The following is a 23,544-nucleotide window of genomic DNA, read 5'->3' on the forward strand; positions in this document are numbered from 1 at the left end:
CACCAATGCCAGTGTTCAGTCACTGGCTTTTCTTTTTTAAGTTCCAACATTGTTATCGCCAGCACTAACGGCGTGTTCAGGAAACAGCTATGAATGTAAGAGCCACCGCGGCCAAAGTTATTTATCAGGTCGTCGATCAAGGGCAGTCATTATCCGCCGCGCTTCCCGCTGCGCAACAAGATATCAGAGAGCGTGACCACGCTTTATTGCAAGAGATCTGCTATGGCGTTCTTCGCTGGCTTCCACGTTTAGAGTCCATCACTCAAGCGTTAATGGATAAGCCGTTAAAAGGTAAGCAACGTGTTTTCCACCACCTTATTTTAGTGGGTTTGTACCAGTTAGGTTACATGCGTATTCCCGCTCACGCGGCCGTTGCTGAAACGGTAAATGCGACGAAAACACTTAAAAAGCCACAACTTCGTGGTCTTATTAATGCGATATTACGTAATTATCAGCGTCAGCAAGAAGAGCTCGATACCAAGGCGATCAGCCATGACGCAGGTAAATTGGGTCACCCAAGTTGGCTGCTGAAACTGTTAAAAGAAAGCTACCCTGAGCAATTTGAAGCGATTTGTGAAGCCAACAACACCAAAGCGCCAATGTGGCTACGTGTAAACCGCCAGCACAATACTCGTGATGCTTACCGTGCACTACTCGATGCCGAAGGTATTGCGACAGAATTACACTCACAAGCGGCTGATGCACTACGTTTGCTATCACCTTGCGATGTGACCAAACTACCAGGTTTTAGTGATGGTTGGGTATCGGTACAAGATGCCGCGGCACAATTGGCTGTGGATTACTTACAGCCACAAGCAGGTGAGTTAATCCTTGATTGCTGTGCAGCCCCTGGTGGTAAAACAGCTCACATTATGGAGCATGTGCCATCAACTAAAGTGGTAGCCATTGATTGCGATGAAAACCGTCTTAAGCGTGTGCATGAAAACCTAGCGCGTTTAAACCTTGATGCGACAGTACTGTGTGCTGATGCTCGCTACCCAGAGCAATGGTGGAAGGGCGATAAATTCGATCGTATTTTGCTGGATGCACCATGTTCAGCGACAGGCGTTATTCGCCGTCACCCAGATATCAAATGGCTACGTCGCGGTGAAGATATTGCGGCACTGGCAACACTTCAGGCAGAAATCTTTGATGCAATGTGGCTGCAATTAAAACCGGGTGGTACGTTGGTTTACGCTACTTGCTCTATTACGCCACAAGAAAACTGCGATCAGGTAAAAGCTTTCTTAGCACGAACGTCAGATGCGACATTAATTGGCAGCGATCCTGCGAAACCAGGTCGTCAAATTCTGCCCGGAGAAGAAGCAATGGATGGTTTTTATTACGCAGTACTGACAAAAGCAGAGTAAGCACTCTTTTTTAATAAAAGCGGAACTTGGCGACAAGATTCCGCTTTTTCGTACTTTATAACGCCGATCAGAACGTTGTTATTCAAACACGGAACTCTACAGGCATTACATCAGGCATAGACTATGAAAATTATTATTCTCGGTGCCGGACAAGTTGGCGGTACTCTTGCTGAAAACTTGGTTGGTGAGAATAACGATATCACTATCGTTGATAAGGATCCCGAGCGTCTACGTGAGCTGCAAGACAAATACGATCTTCGTGTTGTACAAGGTTTTGCTAGTCACCCTCGCACCTTGCGTGAAGCAGGAGCACAAGACGCCGATATGTTAGTATCTGTCACGAACTCCGACGAAACTAACATGATCGCATGTCAAATTGCGTTTTCTTTGTTTAATACACCTAACCGTGTTGCACGTATCCGCTCTCCGGAATATTTGCGAGAAAAAGAGCAGTTATTCCAATCCGATGCTGTTCCTGTCGATCACTTGATCGCACCAGAAGAGTTGGTGACCGATTACATTGAAAAACTGATCGAGTACCCGGGCGCATTACAAGTCGTCAGTTTTGCTGAAGACAAAGTCGGTCTGGTTGCGGTAAAAGCCTACTACGGTGGTCCACTGGTCGGTAACGCACTCTCTGCACTGCGTGAGCACATGCCACACATTGATACTCGTGTTGCAGCTATTTTCCGTCAAGGTAAGCCTATCCGCCCACAGGGTACTACGATTATTGAAGCCGATGATGAAGTGTTCTTTGTCGCTGCCAGTAATCATATTCGCTCAGTCATGAGTGAGCTCCAGCGCTTAGAGAAACCTTACAAACGCTTGATGATTGTCGGTGGTGGTAACGTTGGTGCTGGTTTAGCGCGCCGTTTAGAGCAAAACTACAGCATTAAACTGATTGAAAGAAATCAGGAACGTGCTGAGAACTTGTCTGAAATGCTGCAAAACACCATCGTTTTCTGTGGTGATGCATCCGATCAAGAGCTGTTGAGTGAAGAGCATATCGAGCAGATCGATGTCTTCATCGCCGTCACCAACGATGATGAAGCCAATATCATGTCGGCGATGCTAGCCAAACGCATGGGCGCGAAAAAAGTAATGGTGTTGATCCAGCGCGGTGCTTACGTCGATTTAGTGCAAGGTGGCACTATTGATATTGCGATCTCGCCACAACAAGCAACCATTTCAGCGCTGTTAACCCATGTGCGTAAAGCCGATATCGTTAACGTATCGTCACTACGTCGCGGTGCGGCAGAAGCCATTGAAGCCATTGCTCACGGTGATTCAACCACATCGAAAGTCGTTGGCCGTGCAATCAGCGATATCAAGCTGCCACCGGGTACCACCATTGGTGCAGTCGTTCGTGGCGAAGAGGTTTTGATCGCCCATGACCGTACTGTGATTGAACAAAACGATCACGTGGTGATGTTCCTTGTTGATAAGAAGTACATCCCTGATGTTGAACGCTTATTCCAACCAAGTCCTTTCTTCTTGTAATTATCATGGTTAATTATCGTCCCATACTGTTTGTTCTAGGGTTAGTGCTATCTAAGCTAGCCCTGTTCATGTACGTGCCGACATTAGTCGCCTTTTTTACAGGTACAGAAGGGTTTATTGATTTCGCTACCGCGGTATTGATCACCCACTCTGTGGCCTTTTTATTTTTAACCTTAGGCAAGACTCCTGAATTCAAACTCAGTGTGCGTGATATGTTTTTGATCACTACCTTGGTTTGGACCGTTGCTAGTGCCTTTGCCGCTTTACCATTTGTATTTATCAACCACATTAGCTTCACTGATGCCTACTTTGAGACCATGTCAGGGATCACCACCACAGGCTCTACAGTGTTAAGTGGTTTAGATGATATGGCACCCAGTATTTTGCTGTGGCGTTCAACCTTACAGTGGTTAGGCGGGGTGGGATTCATCGTGATGGCAGTAGCTATTCTACCGATGCTGAACGTCGGTGGTATGCGTCTGTTCCAAACTGAATCTTCAGATTGGTCAGATAAAAGCTCACCACGAACCAAAAGCGTAGCGAAGAATATCGTTAATGTTTATCTCACTTTAACCCTGCTTTGTATCATTTCGTTTATGTTTGCAGGGATGAATACCTTTGATGCTATTAACCATGCTTTCACTACCATTTCGACCAGTGGATATTCAACCTCAGACGGCTCAATGAATCACTTCTCGCACAGCGCACAGTGGGTTGCTACTGTCTTTATGTTTGCAGGTGGTTTGCCATTTTTGCTGTTCGTCCAAGCGTTGAAAAAGCGTCATCCCAAAACCTTATTTGGCGATGCACAGGTAAAAGGCTATGCCTTGTTTGTAACCGTCGCGAGTTTGATTGTGGCAGCCTGCTTGATCTTCAATAAAGATTATTCAATGATGGATGCGCTACGTTTGTCGTTTTTCAACATTATTTCTGTTGTAACAACCACAGGGTTTGGCTTAGGTGATTTCACTGCATGGGGACCACTGCCGAGCATTATTTTTGCTTTCACGCTATTAGTGGGTGCATGTTCAGGCTCAACCAGTGGCGGTATTAAAATCTTCCGTTTCCAGATCGCTTTTGCCTTATTACGTAAGCAAATCATGCAATCTATCCACCCATCAGCGCTGTTTATCCAGCGTTACAATGGGCGTCCAGTGACAGAAGAAATTGTCCGCTCAGTGGTCGCTTTAGTACTGACGTTTATAATGACGATCATCTTTATTGCGGCAGTACTTGGTCTGCAAGGACTTGATCCGATCACCAGTATTACTGGTGCTGTGACAGCTGTGGCGAACGTTGGTCCGGGTATGGGTGACATCATTGGTCCTACTGGTAACTTTGCCAGCCTACCAGATCTGTCTAAGTGGACATTAAGCTTAGGAATGTTGATGGGGCGTTTGGAGATCCTAACTGTATTAGTAGTGTTTTCTCCGGCGTTCTGGCGAGATTAATTGAAAGTATAAAAACAAAAGAGAGCGCAGTGCGCTCTCTTTTTTTATCTTAAATATTTAAATCACGACACTGGATTAACGTAAAAATAAATCGCGCAGAAATGGCAAATCGAGCCACCTAATACAAACAAATGCCAAATCGCATGATTGTAGGGAATGCGTTTATTAACGTAAAAAATCACCCCAAGTGAGTAGATAACACCACCTAATGCCAGCAGCACCAAACCACCTGTAGAGAGCGAAATTGCTAACTGATAGATCACAATCAGCGATAACCACCCCATGGTGAGATAGGTGATCAAAGAGAGCTTTTTAAACCGATATACAAAAGCAATTTTGGCAATAATCCCGATCAAAGCCAGAGCCCAAATCACCGTCATCAAACCGATAGCTAAAGGAGTGCGTAAAGCAATCAATAAGAAAGGGGTATAAGTACCTGCAATCAATAAATAAATCGCACAGTGATCAAAGGTCTTCAATGCACGCTTGGCTTTCGGCGAAGACACGGAGTGATATAAGGTTGATGCCAGATAGAGCAGTATCATACTCACGGCATAGACGGTATAACTCACAATGCTTAACGTATCGGCATTCAGCGCAAATGCTTTCTCTAGCAAGAGATATAAACCAAACAAACCAAACAGTAAGCCAATACCATGACTAATACTGTTTGCTGCTTCTTCTGCAACTGAATACCCCGATTCGGTTGCGACTGCTTTACCCATTGTTCTTCTTCCTCTACCCGACATGACATCATGACTTTGTAATTATTCACTCAGCTTACACTTGTAAGCTGAAAATTAGCAAGAGAGGATGTGTGATATTTGTATTTCCGATAGTAAAAGTTGTAAGCAATAAAAAACGGAGCATTTAGCTCCGTTTCTCTGATCACTTATTTAATAAGGATAATGTGGCTTGGCGTGCAGCATCAGGATCGCGGGCAATAATGCTATCGACAATCTGCTGGTGAGCATCAAGTTTTAAAATGCGCTTACGTGTTACGACACGGAAGTAATTTTCAAACACTGCTTTAAATAAGTTACCAAATGGACTGATAAAGTGATTACCAGAAGCAAAATAGATCAACTGGTGGAATCGCGTATCCACTTCAATCCAATGTTCTTGATCGAAGTTTTCACCCATTTGGTGCATTTCTGCTAGTAACTCTTGCAACTCTCGACGTTCTTCATCAGTTGCATGAATTGCCGCTAATGCGGCCGCTTCTGGCTCTAACATCAAACGTGCTTGCTGATATTCTGTCAGTAACTCAGAATCAGCATCGAAATCTAACCAAGCTAATAAATCTTGATCTAAGTAATTCCAGTTCTTTTTTGGCATCACGCGCGTACCAATGCGCGGACGTGGCAATACCATTCCCTTGGCAGCCAACATTTTGATTGCCTCACGAACAGCTGTACGGCTTACACCATACATTTCACCTAATTCGACTTCACCCGGCAAAATATCACCTGGTGCCGTTTCGCCCGCCAAAATACGACGACCGATAGATTCGGCTAATCGATAAGATAAGTTTCGGTTGGCAACAATACGTCGCTGCTCCTGCTCCATACATCCTCTCCCAAGGCTTTCTTTTATAATATGGATGTTCCATACAATATGGACTGTGTAACACAAACGGCGTATTACAACATAAACAAATGTGAATACATCGAGCTAAGTAGCTTTATACAGCTATTTTTTTGCGTTGTGCTGATTCATCCGTCTCAACGCTTCAATATTAGCATTTTACTGGCTACTTTTTGCTCGACTTTTGAAATCGCTATTGCTATTCTCAGCACAAATTGATTAATAGCCAAGCGATATTCTGATGGATGGGGTAAACCCAGTAGGGAATGTTCCCTTCAGTTATCAGCTTACAACTTCCGGCCAAGGATGAGCCTGACAATAGGTGATTTATGCGACCAGCATCTCCCGTCAGGTATGCAAGTACCCATCGTAGTCCTTCTCGTTACCGAACAACCGCGCATGCGCCACATTTTAAAACGAAAAAAGCAGCCGTTACTGAAATTTCGTTAACCAATAACGATATCGCATTAAAACGCGAGCAGTTTGACGAACAAACTCTGACATCACCACTCGCTAAAAAGACGGCGTGATCATAAATAAATCATTTCTATAAAGCAGCCTCCGCTGCTTTTTTTTACTTTCTTTTGTCATTGCTAAGCATAACAACAGATTGTATCCCTACCGACTTTGTTATAGTTTATCCCTATTAAAATTATGACAATTAAATCGTGTAACGATTACTCAGCCCGAAACACGGAGTAACTATGAAAACGCATCGCGTTAATGAGCTCATCGAACTTATTCACCCTGAGTGGCAAAAAGATCCCGATCTAAACTTGGTTGAATTTATTCTAAAACTTGCCAAAGAAGCCCAATACGACGGTCCTTTAGAATCACTTACTGATGATGTACTGATTTATCACCTAAAAATGCGTAACAGTGATAAAGACGCGATGATCCCAGGTATTGCAAAAGATTGCGAAGATGACTTCAAAACAGCAATCTTACGTGCTCGCGGTATCATTAAGTAACCCGACAATTATCGTACAAATTACCCAGTATTCAAAAAGCCAGTTTTCACACTGGCTTTTTTTGTGTCCAATATCCTCAATCACGAGATTCACCCTATATCCTTCTGCCTTTATTAGGCTTTATAGTTATTTTTAGATAAAAATTATGCCATTTGTGCATATTTATCATTGATCGATTACATTTTAAAAAGTTATACTAAGTTTCAAATCGAAACTTAAAGTATCATTTCAAAACTTATGTCTAAGCGTAATACTCAGCAACGTCGCCACGCCATTGCGGCGATGGTCAGTGCTGAAGGTGAAGTCAGTGTTGATGTATTGGCTAGCCACTTTTCTACTTCCGAAGTTACTATCCGTAAAGATCTCGCGGCATTAGAAAGCTCTGGTTTATTGCTACGTCGTTATGGTGGCGCGATTTCAATGCCAAGTGAAATTGTCTCTACTGATTCTGCTGAAAAAGTTTCAGAACGAAAGCAAGCGATCGCATTAGCGGCTTCTGAGCTTATTCGCGATCACAATCGCATCATTGTTGATTGTGGTAGTACAACAGCAGCATTAATTAATTTGCTAGGCACTAAGCAAGGGCTAGTGGTTATGACGAACTCTTTGCAAGTAGCGAACGCATTAAATGCATTAGAGAACGAACCTACGCTGTTGATGACTGGCGGTACATGGGATCCCCATTCTGAATCTTTCCAAGGTAAAGTCGCAGAATCAGTACTGCGATCTTACGATTTTGATCAGCTCTTTATTGGCGCGGATGGTATTGATATTGCTCGTGGTACTACGACCTTCAATGAGCTAACAGGATTAAGCCGTGTGATGGCTGAGGTATCGCGAGAAGTCGTGGTGATGATTGAGTCATGCAAGATTGGACGAAAAATTCCTAATTTAGAGCTGGCATGGCAAGGAGTAAGTACTCTTATCACTGATGACGGCATGAGTGATGAAGATACAACAGCAATTGAGCAACAAGGTGTACGAGTGATCCGTGCCTGTTGTGAACGATAACAAGTAGTAAAGGATAGACCGTTATGTGTGGGATTGTCGGTGCGGTAGCACAGCGTGATGTGGCAGAAATTTTAATCGAAGGTTTACGTCGTTTAGAATATCGTGGTTATGACTCAGCAGGTATTGCCGTTGTTGAAGATCAGCAACTTCAGCGTGTGAGACGAATGGGTAAAGTACAAGCCTTAGCTGAAGCCGTTGAGGCAACGCCTTTACTTGGCGGTACAGGTATTGCACATACGCGTTGGGCAACCCATGGCGAGCCATCAAAATCTAATGCTCACCCGCACACTTCTGGCGAACAAATCGCTATTGTTCATAACGGTATTATTGAAAATCACCAAGCATTACGTGAGCTATTACAACAACGTGGTTACGTGTTTAGCTCTCAAACCGATACTGAAGTGATTGCTCACTTGGTGGAATGGGAACTGCGTTCTGCTACGTCGTTACTTGAAGCAGTACAGAAAACAGTAACACAATTAGAAGGTGCTTACGGCACTGTTGTGATGGATAGTCGCGATCCCGAGCGCATTGTCGTAGCACGCTCTGGCAGTCCGTTAGTGATTGGTTTGGGTGTGGGTGAGAACTTCATTGCTTCTGATCAATTAGCGTTATTGAATGTGACGCGACGCTTTATGTTTTTAGAAGAAGGTGATGTTGCCGAAGTCACTCGTCGCTCTATTTCGGTATTTAATCAAGCGGGTGAGCAAGTTGAACGTGCGGTGACAGAATCGAATGTTCAACATGATGCGGCTGATAAAGGTACTTTTCGCCACTATATGCAAAAAGAGATCTTTGAGCAGCCAAGTGCCTTGATCAACACCATGGAAGGTAGGATCAGCAATGATAAAGTGATCATTGAAAGTTTTGGCAGCGATGCGAAAACGATCTTTGATAAAGTCGAGCATATCCAGATCATTGCCTGTGGTACTTCATACAACGCGGGTATGGTCGCGCGTTACTGGTTTGAATCCATTGCTGGTATTAGTTGTGATGTTGAAATTGCGTCAGAGTTTCGATACCGCAAGTTTGTTACCAGACCAAACAGCTTATTGCTGACCCTATCTCAGTCTGGTGAAACAGCAGATACTTTAGCCGCCCTTCGATTAGCACAAGAGAAAGGCTATATGGCAGCGATGACGATTTGCAACGTGGCGGGCTCATCATTGGTGCGTGAATCTGATTTAGTCTTTATGACTCGTGCTGGGGCTGAGATTGGAGTGGCATCGACCAAAGCTTTCACTACTCAATTAATTTCGTTGTTGATGTTGGTAACGGCATTGGGTAAACAGCAAGGGAAAATTGACTCCCAAAAAGAGCGTCAAATTGTTCATGCAATGCAGCAATTGCCAAGCTACATAGAAAAAGCACTGACCCTTGATAACCCGATAGAGCAATTAGCGGAAGAGTTTAGCGACAAACACCACGCACTCTTTCTTGGTCGTGGTGAGTTCTACCCTATTGCAGTGGAAGCCTCACTTAAGCTTAAAGAGATTTCGTACATTCACGCTGAAGCTTATGCTGCTGGTGAGTTAAAACATGGCCCATTAGCACTGATTGATGCCGATATGCCTGTGATTGTGGTTGCACCAACTAATGATTTATTAGAAAAGCTTAAATCCAATATTGAAGAAGTACGGGCTCGCGGTGGTTTACTGTATGTCTTTGCTGATAGTGAAGCAGGTTTTGAAGCAACGGAAGGGATGAAAATCATCACCATGCCAAGTGTGGATGAAATTATCGCCCCGATTTTCTACACCATACCGATGCAGTTGCTCGCGTATCATGTTGCTCTTATTAAAGGTACTGATGTTGATCAGCCACGAAATTTGGCAAAAGCGGTGACTGTTGAGTAATTAAAATCGAGCATCACTGAAAAGACGCAGCAATGCGTCTTTTTTATTTTTACTGATTATCATCTTTGTTGCGAAATACAAAAATGTCTGCATTTCCATACAATGTGCAATTCAAATTAAGAATAATCTTCTACTCTAATTTTATCTGTTTGTTTTTAAAAAATAAAAAAAGCTGACAAATTGGCTCATCATCTGCACAGCTGTAAATAAGCATAATATTCTTCGCAGTGTGATTGGAGGAGAAGCATGACCGAGCCTAAGACCAAAATTGCCGCACGGATCAAAGAAGCAAGAGAGTGGAAAGGTTTGACTCAAGTGCATATGGCTCAGCAATTAAAAGTTGCTCGTCAAACCTATCTTGATTTGGAAACAGGAAAAACAGAGCCGAAAGTTCGTCTACTTTCTGAAATATCGGAAATTACTGAGCGTCCACTGACGTGGTTTGTTTATGGTGATGAAGGAATAGAGATATTAGAAAGCGAATATAAAGAAGAGATAGATCGACTATTACAATTTTTCAGTCGCTTACCTCACTCTGCTCGCCATATTATTTTGCAGCAATGTATTAATCTCGCCAGTTTTATGGCGGAGTACACACGTGCGCTGACACATAAAAATAAATAAATTATCATCGATTTTAGTGTCTTATTTGCTGTTCATTTCTGGCTTTTGATTGCCTTGTTTTATTTGCACTAATGATGCCTTGTCACACTTTTACATTGATACCCATAGACATATTTTGGGGTGAAGAATAACGTAGCAAACTACTTAGATTTAATACGGTATTGATGTCTATTATGAGTGACGTACCCCCTACTAATAAGATAAATAATACCGACCAGCAAATGGTACAATTGGCGCTGAAAATTCGTGAAGCGCGAGAGTGGAAAGGGATCACCCAAGTCGCCATGGCAAAGCAGCTTGGTGTGGCTCGTCAGACGTACCTAGATCTAGAATCAGGTAAAACTGAGCCAAGAGTGTTGATGTTATTAAATATAGCTAAAATCACCGGACGGTCGCTGAGTTGGTTTCTTTATGATGACGGTAATCCCGAGTATGGTGATATTAACCGTTTATCGATGCTATATGCGCAAATGCCTTCTCCATTGCGCTATAAGATGGTAGAGCAAAATATCAACTTGATCTCATCTTGCCTTGAATATGCACTTGATAAACATCAGTGAATGTCGATTAATGGGATAATAAAAAAAGCAGCGTTCGCTGCTTTTTTTATTTAAATGCTCAGTGCTTTTATTGCGCGAGAAAAAACTTATAAGCGGGGTTTTCTGTTTCATCTTGCCAGTGATAGCCCAATTCTCGTAGATGGCTGGTAAAAGACAATAGATCTTTATCTTCTAATTCAAAGCCACAAAGCACACGACCATAATCAGCGCCGTGATTACGGTAGTTGAATAAGCTGATATTCCAGTGACTGCCTAAGGTTTTTAAGAAACGAATAAGCGCGCCTGGGTATTCTGGGAACTCAAAACTGTATAAACGCTCTTTTAATGGTTTTGATGGCCTGCCCCCGATCATATAGCGAACGTGTACTTTCGCCATTTCATCATCGGAAAGATCGACCACCGGATAGCCGCCTTTTCGTAGATCTTGGATAATGCCATCAAGCTCTTCTTGACCTTGCATTAAACGGACACCAACAAACACATTTGCCAGTGAATCATCGTTATAACGGTAGTTAAACTCGGTAACAGCACGTCCACCAATAAGGTGGCAGAAATCAAGAAAAGCACCAGGACGTTCAGGAATGGTGACGGCTAACAGCCCTTCTCGTTTTTCACCCAGTTCGCAGCGCTCTGATACATAACGTAAACCATGAAAGTTTAAGTTTGCGCCCGATAATATGGCAGCGAGTTGCTGATCTTTAAGTTGATGCAATTCTACGTACTTTTTAAGCCCAGCTAATGACAAAGCCCCTGAAGGCTCAGCTATCGCTCGGGTATCTTCAAAGATATCTTTAACTGCCGAGCAAATTTCATCACTGCTTACTGTCACTACATCATCAAGGTATTGCTGACATAAACGGAAGGTTTCGCTACCAATACGTTTTACTGCTACACCATCAGCAAACATGCCGACTTGATCCAGCGTGACGGGTTGGCCTGCATCAAGCGCTGCTTTTAAACAGGCTGAATCTTCAGCCTCGACCCCAACCACTTTAATTTCAGGCAGTAACTGTTTGAGTAAAACGGCAACGCCTGCCGCTAAACCGCCACCACCTCTCGGTACAAAAACACAATCAAGATGACCATTTTGTTGCACCAACTCAATACCGATTGTGCCTTGTCCTGCGATCACCGATGGGTGATCGAAAGGTGGAATAAAGGTGTAACCATGTTGATCTGCAAGTTGTTCGGCATAGCCTTTAGCTTCATCAAAATTACTACCATGAAGCACCACATGACCACCAAAACTGCGCACCGCATCAACTTTGATATCAGGTGTCGTACGTGGCATCACAATCGTCGCTTTAACGCCGAGTTGTTGGCTCGATAAGGCTAAACCTTGTGCATGATTACCTGCTGATGCAGCAATAACACCAGCGGCTTTTTGCGGCTCTGTGAGTTGCGACATCATGTTATAAGCGCCACGCAACTTAAACGAGTGAACTGGCTGGCGATCTTCTCGTTTTAGTTGGATCTGATTCGCTATCCTTGCGCTCAGACGAGACATATTTTGCAATGGAGTGACTTGCGCCACCTCATAGACTGGCGCTCGAAGGATATTGCGAAGATAGTCGGCTCCGCTAAGTAGCACTTCATCCGTGGCCTGTTTCACTTCGCTCATGATGATTATCCTTCTAGTTTAGACTTATCGCGAACAGCGCCTTTATCAGCACTAGTCGCTAAGTTGGCATAAGCCTTAAGGGCAAAAGATACCTGACGTTCACGATCGACTGGCTTCCAACCGCGTTGCTCTGTTGCTTCACGACGTACCGTGAGGGTTGCATCATCGACATTTAGTTCAATGCTACGGTTTGGAATATCAATTGCGATGATATCGCCATTTTCGATCAGGCCAATCGTGCCGCCATTTGCCGCTTCTGGTGATACGTGACCAATAGAAAGACCGCTAGTACCGCCAGAGAATCGACCATCAGTGATCAAGGCACATTCTTTACCTAAGCCCATAGATTTTAAGTAAGTGGTTGGGTAGAGCATTTCTTGCATGCCTGGACCGCCTTTTGGCCCTTCGTAACGAATCACTACCACATCGCCTGCTTTGACTTTGCCACCAAGGATGCCTTCTACTGCCGTTTCTTGGCTTTCAAAGACAATCGCAGGGCCCTTAAAGGTTAAACAGCTTTCATCAACCCCAGCGGTTTTAACGATACAGCCATCTAGCGCCATGTTGCCAGAAAGTACCGCAAGGCCACCATCTTGGCTAAAGGCAAATTCTTTACTACGAATACAGCCGTTTTCGCGATCATCATCAAGGGTTTCCCAGCGGCAATCTTGTGAGAATGCTTGTGTGGTACGAATGCCAGCAGGGCCAGCGCGGAAGAAAGTTTTCACTTCTTCTGAATCGGTCACTTTGATGTCGTATTGGCGGAAACTTTCGGCAAAGGTTTCACCTAGCACGTTGTGACAGTCGCTATGGAATAAGCCAGCACGATCCAACTCACCAAGAATACTGTAAACACCGCCAGCACGGTGCACATCTTCCATGTGGTACTTCTGGGTAGATGGCGCCACTTTACATAAGTGTGGCACACGGCGTGACATGCGATCGATATCTGCCATGGTGAAGTCAACTTCGCCTTCTTGTGCTGCAGCTAATAGGTGTAAAACGGTATTCGTTGAACCGCCCATTGCGATATCAAGTGCCATCGCATTTTCAAAGGCCTTTTTATTGGCAATATTGCGTGGCAATACGGTTTCATCGTCTTGCTCATAGTAACGCTTAGTTAGACCAACAATACGTTTACCCGCGTTAATAAATAGCTGCTCACGATCAGCGTGGGTGGCTAGCATTGAACCATTACCTGGCTGACTTAAACCAAGTGCTTCGGTTAAACAGTTCATCGAGTTCGCAGTAAACATGCCTGAACATGAACCACAAGTTGGGCATGCTGAACGTTCGATCTGCTCACTTTGTTCATCAGATACTGTTGGATCGGCACCTTGGATCATCGCATCAACCAAATCGAGTTTGATCACCTGCTCTGAAAGTTTGGTTTTCCCCGCTTCCATTGGGCCGCCGGAAACAAAAATCACAGGGATATTAAGGCGCATAGATGCCATTAGCATTCCCGGGGTAATTTTGTCACAGTTCGAAATACACACCATGGCATCGGCACAGTGGGCATTAACCATGTATTCAACTGAATCTGAGATCAGTTCACGTGATGGCAGTGAATACAACATACCACCATGACCCATTGCAATGCCGTCATCAACAGCAATGGTGTTGAACTCTTTGGCAATACCGCCCGCTTCTTCAATTTGCTTGGCAACCAGCTGACCTAAATCTTTTAAGTGGACGTGACCTGGAACAAATTGGGTAAAGGAGTTAACAACAGCGATGATAGGTTTACCGAAATCTTCATCTTTTACGCCAGTGGCACGCCAAAGCGCACGAGCACCAGCCATATTTCGACCATGGGTTGTGGTTGCAGAACGGTATTTAGGCATAACAGAAAATCCTTTTTGAGCACTGCCGCCAAGGTTCGGCGGCACTTTTGATATGTGTTGAGTGGCGATGAAGCGGGATTATTTCTCTGGGTAGACGTAATCTAGCCAGCCCCATTTGTCTTCTGTTTCACCATTAAACAAGCCGAAGTAAGCTGCTTGTAGCTCTTTTGTCACCTATCCACGTTTACCAGAGCCGACTGTGATTTGATCCACACTGCGTACCGGTACGATTTCAGCTGCCGTCCCTGTCATGAAGATTTCATCAGCGAGGTATAGCGCTTCGCGAGCAATATTTTCTTCACGCACTTCATAACCACGCTCTTTCGCTAAGATCATGATGGTGTCACGGGTAATACCCGGTAAGATCGCACTGGTCGTTGGTGGGGTTGAAAGAACGCCATTACGTACCACAAAAATGTTCTCGCCAGCACCTTCAGATAGGTAACCATCCACACTTAGCGCAATACCTTCGGCATAACCATGACGACGTGCTTCACTACCAACCAGTAGTGATGATAGGTAGTTACCACCTGCTTTCGCTGCGGTTGGAATGGTATTTGGTGCGGCACGATTCCAACTAGAAATCATCGCATCAACGCCATTTTCAAGTGCTTCTTCACCAAGATAAGAGCCCCAAGGGAAAGCGGCAACAATCAAATCCATTTTGGTATCAACAGGAGGACATACACCTAGACCCACATTTCCCACATAACCGAGTGGGCGAATGTATGCAGAGTCTAGCTTGTTGACACGGATCGTTTCACGGCAGATCTCCATCAGTGCATCACTGCTATATGGAATAGGGAAACGGTAAATTTTCGCTGAGTTTAGTAAGCGATCCATGTGCTCTTTATGACGAAAAACAGCCGGACCTTTCGGTGTGTTGTAACAACGGATCCCTTCAAAAACCGAGGTGCCGTAGTGCATAGCATGGGTTAGAACGTGAACATTAGCATCTGCCCAAGGCACGATTTCACCGTTAAACCAAATATAATCTGCAGTATTTGCCATGTTGAATTCCCTTCTAAAAATTTAATCCTGTAACTGTAGGTTTGATGTTTCGACTTCAATAACATCCCACAGTTTTTCAATTTGGTTGATAAGCGTTGTGATTGGACGATCACTATCGACGATAATTTCGATTCTGGCTATCTTGCTGTGATGATTTTGCGTGGCATCGACTTTCTTGATAATAAAACCGCGGTGGCGGATCACACGCAAGATACGCTCAAGTAATACTGGCTTATCGTTTGCCGTAATGTTGAGTAAAAATCGTTCCATTAGGTATTCTCCAGCATATCTTGGTTTGCCGCACCCGGTGGTACTAGCGGCCAGACATTTTCTTCTTCATCAATTAGCACATGCAGTAAATAGGCTGTTTTGCTTGCTAGCATTTCTTCAAGAGCAGGTGCGACTTCTTCTTTACGGGTGATGGTTTTACCCGGAATATCAAAAGCTTTCGCCAGCATTACAAAATCAGGGTTGTCATCTAAAATTGTTTCGCTGTGGCGACCATCGAAAAACAGCGACTGCCATTGGCGAACCATGCCTAAACGCTGATTATTAATAAGTACCATTTTCACTGGAATATTACGGCGTTTGAGTGTGCCTAGCTCTTGCACGTTCATCATGAAAGAGCCATCATGGCATGATCAGAATCGATTGATCATCAGGTCGGGCGACACTTGCTCCCATCGCTGCTGGCAAGCCAAAGCCCATGGTGCCAAGTCCTGCTGAAGTGATGTAGTTTTGTGGTGCTCGAGGTTGAATATGCTGTGCTGCCCACATTTGATGCTGACCAACATCGGTTGAGATCATGCTGCTGTCAGGCATCATATCGGATAACTGTTTTAGCATTAGTGGTGCATAGATCAGATCGCCTGGATGGTCGTAACGCCATTTACCTATTTTACGAACATGCTCGCTGTGAGTGAGCCAGCGGCTGATATCTTGGCTTAGTTCAAGCTGCGGTAGGATGACATTTATATCACCACGCAGTGGTGCATCAGCATGACGTAATTTGCTAAATTCTGCCGCATCAATATCGATATGAATAACTTTGGCGTGTGGAGCGAAAGTATCGAGTTTTCCAGTTACGCGATCGTCAAAACGCGCACCCACCACGATCAATAAGTCTGCCTCTTGTACCACTAAGTTTGCAGCTTTGGTACCGTGCATACCTAGCATACCCAGAAAGTGTGGATCATGACGTTCAATTGAGCCTAAGCCTTTTAGCGTACTCACTGATGGCATTGGGTTTAGTGCTAAAAACTGGCGTACAGTGTCTGTTGCGTGAGCAATTTGTACCCCGCCTCCGACATATAAAACTGGACGATGACTTTGATCAAGTAGCTGTTGCGCAGCTTGAATGGCTTCTGCTGTAGTGGTCGGAATTGCAGGACTATCAATAACTGGTAGTAATTCGGTAGGTGCTTGTGCAAGTTGCACATCTTTTGCTATATCGACAATAACTGGGCCTGGACGCCCTGCTTTTGCAACAACAAAGGCTTCAGCCAATGTAGGTGCAAGCTCGTTGATATCGGTCACTAGATAGCTGTGTTTGGTACACGATAACGACATACCGATCACATCCATTTCTTGGAAAGCATCAGTACCAATATGAGAGCTAGCAACCTGTCCAGTGATGGCAACTAGTGGTACAGAATCCATAAAGGCATCTGCAAGGAGAGTTTACAAGGTTAGTTGCGCCAGGACCTGATGTTGCCATGCAGACAGCGACATCTTGTGTTGATCTTGCCATGCCGATGGCTGCCATTGCCGCCCCTTGTTCGTGGCGACAAAGAATGTGCTCAACACCGCCGTCATATAGTGCGTCATAAATTGGCATGATGGCACCGCCAGGGTAACCAAAAACGGTTTTTATCCCCTGCTGTTGTAGTGCTTGTACAACTAATTCTGCCCCTGTCATCGCAGCTCCTTGCTTGCTTTGATAGATCGTGTAGAAGTGATTAATTCACTCAAATCCATTTGTTGAAAAAAGCCCCCGAACTTCTCAGTGCGGGGGCTTTTTGTTTGCATTCTTTGCGCTATTTTACGCCAGCAAATCCCCGCAGCGGTGACAGAATCACCACAATGACGTTAATAATGAGTACTAGGGATGTTGTTGCTAAACGCATGTATATTTGTCCAACTTTTGTTGTCTACTTGTTGCTATATGTTAGTGGTAACACAGACATCTATCGCATGACAAGCAAAAAGTGTGGTTTTTTTAGCAAACAAGCTGCATTTACAGGCATCTTATGAAACCCAAAAGCAATATTTCATTAACTAATGATTTTTTATCTCTGTGGGATGATGTATCGATGACACTTGCAATTGTTCATAGCCGAGCCTGTGTAGGTGTGCAGGCACCACCGGTTACGGTTGAAGTACATTTAAGTAATGGTCTACCAAGTTTTACGTTAGTGGGATTGCCTGAGACCACGGTCAAAGAGGCCAAAGATCGGGTTCGTAGCGCGATTATTAATGCTAATTTTGAGTTCCCTTCTCGGCGTATTACCGTCAACTTAGCCCCTGCTGATTTACCGAAAGAAGGCGGACGGTTTGATCTGCCCATCGCCCTCGGTATTCTCGCCGCTTCTGGGCAAATTCCGTCTGATAAGCTAAGCGATCATGAGTTTATTGGTGAGCTTGCACTCTCCGGTGAGTTGCGCCCTGTTAAAGGGGCTTTACCAGCGGCATTGGCGGCACTGAAAGCCAAACGTTGTTTTGTGGTGCCTGATCGCAATGGCGATCAAGTGGCGTTAGTGGGTAAAGAGACCCATAAATCAGCAGCAAGCTTACTGGCGGTTTGTGGTTATCTTTGTGGGCAACAACAATTAGAGTTGCAGTTTGCAGAGTATCGCAATCAAACCGATGAGCATAATGATCGAGACATGCAAGATATCATCGGTCAGCAGCAAGGAAAGCGGGCGTTAGAAATAGCCGCTGCGGGCGGTCATAATTTACTGTTTTTAGGGCCGCCAGGAACGGGTAAAACTATGCTTGCCTCAAGGTTGTGTGATTTACTGCCGCCAATGAGTCATGAAGAAGCACTAGAAACAGCAGCCGTTACTTCGCTTACTCAGCAATCATTACATCAAGGTAATTGGCTTAAACGCCCGTTTCGTACCCCACACCATTCAAGTTCGATGGCGGCTTTAGTGGGCGGTGGCTCAGTGCCGAAACCGGGAGAAATTTCACTTGCTCACAACGGCTTACTGTTCTTAGATGAAAGATTAGTAATCCTAATGACTAAAAGTTATCAAAACAGTATCAAGTTTATGAATATGAATAATTTAAATGGCTTTTAGTGCATTTTATTTACGTTGACAATAATCACTTTGACTTCTACGTTTTTTATTAGTTGTCAATTTATGAGGTTTGGTTGTGAATGTAAAAATACTAAATGAGCTTTCTTTATTAAAAACTGCACTGTCAGTCGAATACTCTAACTACCTAACACTTGCTGCTGAATCCTCAATCAATCCAATGAAAATTCAGGCAGTGTTGAATGTTTATGCAGCTTACTGCTACTTGGTTAAGCAAGGTAACTACAGTGCATTAGAAATACTGAATGATTCAAGCTCACTTAATGCACACTTCCAGTCGCTCATTGGCTTTGTTTATAACTGTGATGATACCACTATCAAGCGTAGATATAATATTGGTAATCAACTCAAAAAATTTTTCCGCCACATTGCGCAAGATAAACATTTAACTCTTGATGAAGTAAAGCTTTCGGATCTAAAAATCACAGAAGACGCTTCGAGTTGTCTAGCTCAGTTCAGAGAGCTTAATATAGATAAATCAAAATCTGACTATCTTGATGGTTGGCAGGTGCTATCAAAAGAAGGCAAAGAACATGAGGCTCATCTGGATACGCTTTATGTTAATTTTGGTGAGGCGTTTACCAACAAGGTTCATCTTGCTCTAAAAAACTATGCTTTTACACAAAAATCATCATCTCTTACTCGTGCATTAATAGAACTCAAAAAACTATTTGTGGGTTTCTCCACTGTTTATAGCGACCGAGAATGCCTGACAATAGAAGCCCTTTTAAGCCGTAATCATGTGCAGCTATTCTTCCATAAGGTGTTTAAAGTGCTATTTGTGCGCTCTCAAGCAGCCGATAACTGCCCAAAAGATTTTCATGCTAAGTGGCGAAATGCCATTAACTATTATACCGAGTGCTTTATCAACACGGGTGTTTTTGCTGAACCTCACAAACCATTCATCGTTCCAGACTGGAAAGACCCAAAAGATGCAGCACCCACCTTTTCAATTGGTGGCAATGCTACGCAGCCAGAAAACCTTCGATGGTTTGCTAACATTCCACTCAAAATTAAAGATGAAGAGGCTGTTTCAATTATTCAGCAACGTGTAGACCGAGACATGGCGCATGTCAGGCATGTGTGTCTCTTGAAGTTTTTGGAGCTTTTAGATCGAGAGGATAGGAATATAGCCTTTCAGAGCACTGGCTCTGTCAAGCCTCTAGATAGTAGCAATAGCAACAATTATCAATATAGAAACTTTGTCGGTGAAGATAAGTTAGATAATACAGTAGCAACCTTTTATGCGCATGGCATCGCTGCAAAAGGCGCTTCCTATTCCTCATTTTTGGGATTTTATGGAAATGTTAGTCAGCTCAACACAGAGTTAAATTTACCAAGCAAATCATCGCTGAATGTTCTTTTGACGCTTCTTGTGATGGAGCATCCTCTGATAACACCTTCTTGGTTAGCAAAATGGGACTTATTTGATGTAAATGGCAATATGGTGGGCTATAAGCAAGTTGGTAATCAGCACATTGCGGTCAGTCACAAATCACGCAAAGGGTCTACCAATGCGCAGCAAGAAGTAGTGCTCAATGAGTTTTCTAAACCTATAGTTGAGTTCTTGGTGCGCCATACTCGCATGAGCCGTGAATACCTGAAGCAAAAAGGGAATGTGAATTGGCGAAAGATGATTTTGACTGCAACCACTACCAGTGTGATATGTCCAAGCAATCTCAATACCACTCTTTATTCAGCAAATGATTTTTATAATTGGCTTCAAGATGAAACACTCTTTGATAAGAGCAGCGACATAACCTTGGAAGATGCTCAAGCCATTTCCGATATCCATTCGTTACGTTCCATTAGACGACACCGAGGCTTTCAAATTTATTTGGAAACACATTCAATGGATGCTGTTGCCGAGGCGCTTGGTCATGAAAAGAAGGATGTAAACCTACTGACATCTTACCTTCCTAAGCCGTTAATGGACTTCTTTAATGCACGTTGGATACGTCAGTTCCAGAACGCTATTTTACTTGAAGCCATGAAAGATTCAGTGCATCGACTTGATGCTGTGAACATGAGCGCTCAGGACATTGAGGAGTTCTTGAGTAATCACGGCATAAGCAACATTCCAGAGCACTTCGATCATGGTTTTACTCAACAGACGACTACTGACAGTGAAGTTTCAGAATCATTAGGGTTTGACCAGTTAACATACACTATATCGACATCACTTTTGCAGTTGTTGATGGCGATACGCTTTGTTGTTGAGAGTAGTGATGATGAGGAATCTTTTTTAGATATTGTGGCTCACTGGTATCAATCAGCGGTGTTTGTTTTAGATACCCTGAGTTCAGGCAAGCATAGTGCGGATGATGATTTGATGGGAATGCTTGATATTGCAACCAATAACAAACTAAATACTGACTCAATTAAAGGGGCGCTACTATGTTAAGTGTTGCTATCGACAATTCCTCTATTGCTAACCTCATTGAAAACATCGTGGAAGACCATTCAGTTCTAAATGGTTTAAGTGCCGAGACTCTTGAAGATATTATCAATTTTTCAGTAGCAAATGATGACTATCGAGCATTAGATATCATCACGAATATCCATACTGGCATCTACGGTTACGATGACCGACAGCCCGATTGGTTAGAATCCAGCTTTCCTGAAAACAAGTGGGTACTAACATTTGGCAAAACCCCAAAAACGATACATTGGGGCACGGTTTACTTAGATGACGGTAAGAAACTCACGGATAAAAAACACCAAAAGCTGTTAAACAGCTTTAAATACTGGATTACGGCAGCAGATAATCCACTTGAAAACGGTGGGAAGGTTATCTGTCCAAGAACTGCAAACCAAAAAGTTAACAGAGTTATCGCTCTCATCAATGCGGTCTTACTACACTCGAAAGAGTTGAAGCTAGCAAAATATCACCTTCTGAATGTGAATGATGACTTTTGGTTGAACATCTTGACGAAAGTCGCCGAGCACGGAAATTTTCAAGGTGTGTATGAAATTGATAAACATACCAACGTATTACTGAATAACGCTTCTCAAAGCATTTCTGATAGAGATGCACAAGCGTTTAAAGAGAAGTTTCCCTACGTTACACAGGACATCGTGCAAGATGAAAGTTTCTTATTTCTGTCCGAGAGAGAGAAGGCGTGTGCTTGGCTTTATGAGCAAAGTTATTATCACTCTGGAGAATACATAAAATACAGTGGCAACGGTGCTGTGCTGGGTGAGTTGTTGTTTAAAGGTAAGATGCTTTACCACGACATCAATATTCCCAACTACGCAGAACTTCACCTCAAAGCGCCAAGGCGAAACTTAGAGTATCGAGCGGTTGAGAATAATGACACCTCAACAGGCACGAATCAAAAGACTATCTCAAAATGGATTGAAGCAATTCGATTGATTCATACCAACCTTGAGCGTGAAGATGCGGCAACCCCTTCAATCTTGTCCGAGCGTGTCAGCTCAGGTCACATTAGCCAGTTAGTTAGCTTTAAAAAAGTAGGACGCACCCGCACCTTGCCGCCAACCTTTGTGTTTAATTTAATTCGTCAGTGCTATGAGTTTGCCAAAGAGCACTTACCTATAGAGGAAGGCTCTACTACTTTACTCGATGAAACATTAAGTGTGCTGTCTACAGCAAGAAGTAAATCTACTGAAATAAACTCCAACACACTCCGCCCACGAACACACGCTCTAGCTTGGAATGAAGAGTTGCATCGAGAGATGTCTAGTTCGGAGCAAGGGTACTGGTTTCAAACGGAGGCAATCAACTGTCTGAGTAGTGAATACCTTAAAAAAGGGGTAACGCAGATTCAAGGCTTTGCAGAAAGTGTGGAGAGTCGCTTTGAGCGGATTCGAGCTAATGAGAGCTTGTTTGATTTGTTCTCTGTACTGCAAGGGGCAATACAAGTCTTAGTGGGTGCAATCATGGCTCGAAGACAAGATGAATTAATCAAGTTGAAGTCACATGGCAACCTTTCACCTAATGTAAGTCCCTTTTCAGAAGCGGGTGCAAAAACAGAGTACAACCTGATTTTTAAGGTAAAAAAAACTGGCTCAAAAGGGGTGAACGCAACAATAGAAAGACCAATTCCCTTATCTATAGCAAGGTTCATTTGGCAACTGGAGCAATTTAACATCAAAGCGAGTGAGTTGGGGTTATGCAAAGGAAAGTTATCTTTGTTTAACAACCTCAATTCAAGGAACTCGCAGTTAAGTCAGGTTGTTCACACGACATATAATACTCATCTTGATGCCTTATGCGATTACTTAGAAACGGACTTGGTGGAGTACGACAACGGTGAGTATCGCCGTAATTATGTCCGTCAGCACCAATTGAGACGCTTCTTTGCTATGGCATTCTTTTGGTCAAAAGGATTTGATGGAATGGATGCTCTACGCTGGATGCTCGGACATTCAGATATGGAACACTTATACCATTATATCTCTGAGTCGGAAACTGGGGCGGTACTAAACGGAGCTAAAGCCAGTGTAATTGTCCGTGGTGTGGTCGATTCCACTTCTGAACTTGCGAAGCTAGAAGGAATCGAAGAGGTTCGCAAAATCATTGCAGAACGCCTGACAGGTGATAGTTCAACACCCATCATGATAGAGTCAGTGAGTGAAGCCGCAGAAGATTACGATGATGAGTCTTATCTAACTGTCCCTCACATAAGCCAACTTCAAAAAGAGCAGGACATCGAAACAGAGGTTATTCAGCTTTTAGAAGAAGGTCGAATCACGCTTGAGCCAGAGTTCTTTACCATTGAAGATGCTGATGGAAATACAACTCAAACCTTTAATCTAATTTTAAAAATCAAAGACCTTGATTGAGGATTG

The 23,544-nt window shown here is 43.6% G+C and carries 16 protein-coding genes and 3 pseudogenes; 12 read left to right on the forward strand and 7 right to left on the reverse strand.

Translation table 11 applies throughout. The features are described from left to right. Positions 1–89 precede the first annotated feature (89 nt). From rsmB to Q7674_RS21600, 3 genes are all read left to right on the forward strand, one after another. Entirely contained in the window at positions 90–1,370 is a 1,281-nt protein-coding gene (gene rsmB, locus Q7674_RS21590; protein ID WP_045064178.1) for a 16S rRNA (cytosine(967)-C(5))-methyltransferase RsmB, read from the forward strand. Positions 1,371–1,493: 123 nt separating this feature from the next. Continuing rightward, complete coding sequence (gene trkA / locus Q7674_RS21595; RefSeq protein ID WP_008988352.1) at positions 1,494–2,870, forward strand: Trk system potassium transporter TrkA; 1,377 nt, start codon at positions 1,494–1,496, stop codon at positions 2,868–2,870. Between the two features lie 5 nt (positions 2,871–2,875). After that, complete coding sequence (locus Q7674_RS21600; protein ID WP_305423337.1) at positions 2,876–4,321, forward strand: TrkH family potassium uptake protein; 1,446 nt, start codon at positions 2,876–2,878, stop codon at positions 4,319–4,321. 62 nt (positions 4,322–4,383) lie between these two features. Here Q7674_RS21600 and trhA read toward each other — a convergent pair whose 3' ends face one another. Together trhA and Q7674_RS21610 are read right to left on the reverse strand one after the other, a co-directional pair. Further along, a complete protein-coding gene (gene trhA, locus Q7674_RS21605) occupies positions 4,384–5,046 on the reverse strand; it encodes a PAQR family membrane homeostasis protein TrhA (RefSeq protein WP_045064179.1) in 663 nt (220 codons plus the stop codon). Positions 5,047–5,209: 163 nt separating this feature from the next. Continuing rightward, positions 5,210–5,890, reverse strand: a complete 681-nt coding sequence (locus Q7674_RS21610) for a FadR/GntR family transcriptional regulator (protein ID WP_045064181.1) — start codon at positions 5,888–5,890, stop codon at positions 5,210–5,212. A gap of 347 nt (positions 5,891–6,237) precedes the next feature. Here Q7674_RS21610 and Q7674_RS21615 point away from each other — a divergent pair, with 347 nt between their 5' ends. The 6 genes from Q7674_RS21615 (at position 6,238) to Q7674_RS21640 (ending at position 10,930) form a co-directional block, all read left to right on the forward strand. Beyond that, entirely contained in the window at positions 6,238–6,438 is a 201-nt protein-coding gene (locus Q7674_RS21615) for a hypothetical protein (RefSeq protein ID WP_023934013.1), read from the forward strand. Positions 6,439–6,612: 174 nt separating this feature from the next. Further along, a complete protein-coding gene (locus tag Q7674_RS21620; protein ID WP_008988347.1) occupies positions 6,613–6,879 on the forward strand; it encodes a YihD family protein in 267 nt (88 codons plus the stop codon). Between the two features lie 237 nt (positions 6,880–7,116). Continuing rightward, on the forward strand, positions 7,117–7,890 hold the full coding sequence (locus Q7674_RS21625) for a DeoR/GlpR family DNA-binding transcription regulator (RefSeq protein ID WP_008988334.1): 774 nt from the start codon (positions 7,117–7,119) through the stop codon (positions 7,888–7,890). 23 nt (positions 7,891–7,913) lie between these two features. Then, positions 7,914–9,746 carry a glutamine--fructose-6-phosphate transaminase (isomerizing) gene (glmS, locus tag Q7674_RS21630; protein ID WP_045064182.1) on the forward strand — a complete coding sequence of 611 codons (1,833 nt, stop codon included), beginning with the start codon at positions 7,914–7,916 and terminating at the stop codon, positions 9,744–9,746. A gap of 246 nt (positions 9,747–9,992) precedes the next feature. Continuing rightward, the gene (locus Q7674_RS21635; protein WP_008988336.1) at positions 9,993–10,370 is read left to right on the forward strand and encodes a helix-turn-helix transcriptional regulator; all 378 of its coding nucleotides are present in this window, start codon (positions 9,993–9,995) and stop codon (positions 10,368–10,370) included. A gap of 173 nt (positions 10,371–10,543) precedes the next feature. Further along, on the forward strand, positions 10,544–10,930 hold the full coding sequence (locus tag Q7674_RS21640; RefSeq protein WP_237156780.1) for a helix-turn-helix transcriptional regulator: 387 nt from the start codon (positions 10,544–10,546) through the stop codon (positions 10,928–10,930). Between the two features lie 67 nt (positions 10,931–10,997). Here the strand turns inward: Q7674_RS21640 and ilvA are convergent, their stop codons facing one another. The 5 genes and pseudogenes from ilvA to ilvG form a co-directional block, all read right to left on the reverse strand. Continuing rightward, a complete protein-coding gene (gene ilvA, locus Q7674_RS21645) occupies positions 10,998–12,551 on the reverse strand; it encodes a threonine ammonia-lyase, biosynthetic (RefSeq protein WP_305423340.1) in 1,554 nt (517 codons plus the stop codon). Positions 12,552–12,556: 5 nt separating this feature from the next. After that, positions 12,557–14,398 carry a dihydroxy-acid dehydratase gene (gene ilvD, locus Q7674_RS21650; protein ID WP_305423342.1) on the reverse strand — a complete coding sequence of 614 codons (1,842 nt, stop codon included), beginning with the start codon at positions 14,396–14,398 and terminating at the stop codon, positions 12,557–12,559. A gap of 78 nt (positions 14,399–14,476) precedes the next feature. Continuing rightward, positions 14,477–15,409 (reverse strand): annotated as a pseudogene (gene ilvE, locus Q7674_RS21655) (branched-chain-amino-acid transaminase). Positions 15,410–15,430: 21 nt separating this feature from the next. Then, entirely contained in the window at positions 15,431–15,679 is a 249-nt protein-coding gene (ilvM, locus tag Q7674_RS21660; protein ID WP_008988341.1) for an acetolactate synthase 2 small subunit, read from the reverse strand. Beyond that, a pseudogene (gene ilvG, locus Q7674_RS21665) lies at positions 15,679–17,327 on the reverse strand (acetolactate synthase 2 catalytic subunit). The gene ilvM and the pseudogene ilvG overlap by 1 nt, the downstream one beginning before the upstream one ends. A gap of 394 nt (positions 17,328–17,721) precedes the next feature. On the opposite strand from ilvG, the pseudogene Q7674_RS21670 reads away from it, so the two are divergent. From Q7674_RS21670 to Q7674_RS21680, 3 genes and pseudogenes are all read left to right on the forward strand, one after another. After that, positions 17,722–18,633: pseudogene (locus Q7674_RS21670) on the forward strand (YifB family Mg chelatase-like AAA ATPase); the annotation flags it as partial. 154 nt (positions 18,634–18,787) lie between these two features. Beyond that, the gene (locus Q7674_RS21675) at positions 18,788–21,133 is read left to right on the forward strand and encodes a hypothetical protein (RefSeq protein WP_045064188.1); all 2,346 of its coding nucleotides are present in this window, start codon (positions 18,788–18,790) and stop codon (positions 21,131–21,133) included. Continuing rightward, a complete protein-coding gene (locus tag Q7674_RS21680) occupies positions 21,127–23,538 on the forward strand; it encodes an integrase (protein ID WP_107229674.1) in 2,412 nt (803 codons plus the stop codon). Before Q7674_RS21675 ends, Q7674_RS21680 begins: the two co-directional genes overlap by 7 nt. Positions 23,539–23,544 lie beyond the last annotated feature (6 nt).

It is taken from the genome of Photobacterium leiognathi (assembly GCF_030685535.1).
Taxonomy (GTDB): Bacteria; Pseudomonadota; Gammaproteobacteria; order Enterobacterales; family Vibrionaceae; genus Photobacterium; species Photobacterium leiognathi.

Coding starts and splice junctions, on each gene's coding strand:
- rsmB (WP_045064178.1), top strand. CDS start 90: ATGAATGTAAGAGCCACCGCGGCCAAAGTTATTTATCAGGTCGTCGAT.
- trkA (WP_008988352.1), top strand. CDS start 1,494: ATGAAAATTATTATTCTCGGTGCCGGACAAGTTGGCGGTACTCTTGCT.
- Q7674_RS21600 (WP_305423337.1), top strand. CDS start 2,876: ATGGTTAATTATCGTCCCATACTGTTTGTTCTAGGGTTAGTGCTATCT.
- trhA (WP_045064179.1), bottom strand. CDS start 5,046: ATGGGTAAAGCAGTCGCAACCGAATCGGGGTATTCAGTTGCAGAAGAA.
- Q7674_RS21610 (WP_045064181.1), bottom strand. CDS start 5,890: ATGGAGCAGGAGCAGCGACGTATTGTTGCCAACCGAAACTTATCTTAT.
- Q7674_RS21615 (WP_023934013.1), top strand. CDS start 6,238: ATGCGACCAGCATCTCCCGTCAGGTATGCAAGTACCCATCGTAGTCCT.
- Q7674_RS21620 (WP_008988347.1), top strand. CDS start 6,613: ATGAAAACGCATCGCGTTAATGAGCTCATCGAACTTATTCACCCTGAG.
- Q7674_RS21625 (WP_008988334.1), top strand. CDS start 7,117: ATGTCTAAGCGTAATACTCAGCAACGTCGCCACGCCATTGCGGCGATG.
- glmS (WP_045064182.1), top strand. CDS start 7,914: ATGTGTGGGATTGTCGGTGCGGTAGCACAGCGTGATGTGGCAGAAATT.
- Q7674_RS21635 (WP_008988336.1), top strand. CDS start 9,993: ATGACCGAGCCTAAGACCAAAATTGCCGCACGGATCAAAGAAGCAAGA.
- Q7674_RS21640 (WP_237156780.1), top strand. CDS start 10,544: ATGAGTGACGTACCCCCTACTAATAAGATAAATAATACCGACCAGCAA.
- ilvA (WP_305423340.1), bottom strand. CDS start 12,551: ATGAGCGAAGTGAAACAGGCCACGGATGAAGTGCTACTTAGCGGAGCC.
- ilvD (WP_305423342.1), bottom strand. CDS start 14,398: ATGCCTAAATACCGTTCTGCAACCACAACCCATGGTCGAAATATGGCT.
- ilvM (WP_008988341.1), bottom strand. CDS start 15,679: ATGGAACGATTTTTACTCAACATTACGGCAAACGATAAGCCAGTATTA.
- Q7674_RS21680 (WP_107229674.1), top strand. CDS start 21,127: ATGTTAAGTGTTGCTATCGACAATTCCTCTATTGCTAACCTCATTGAA.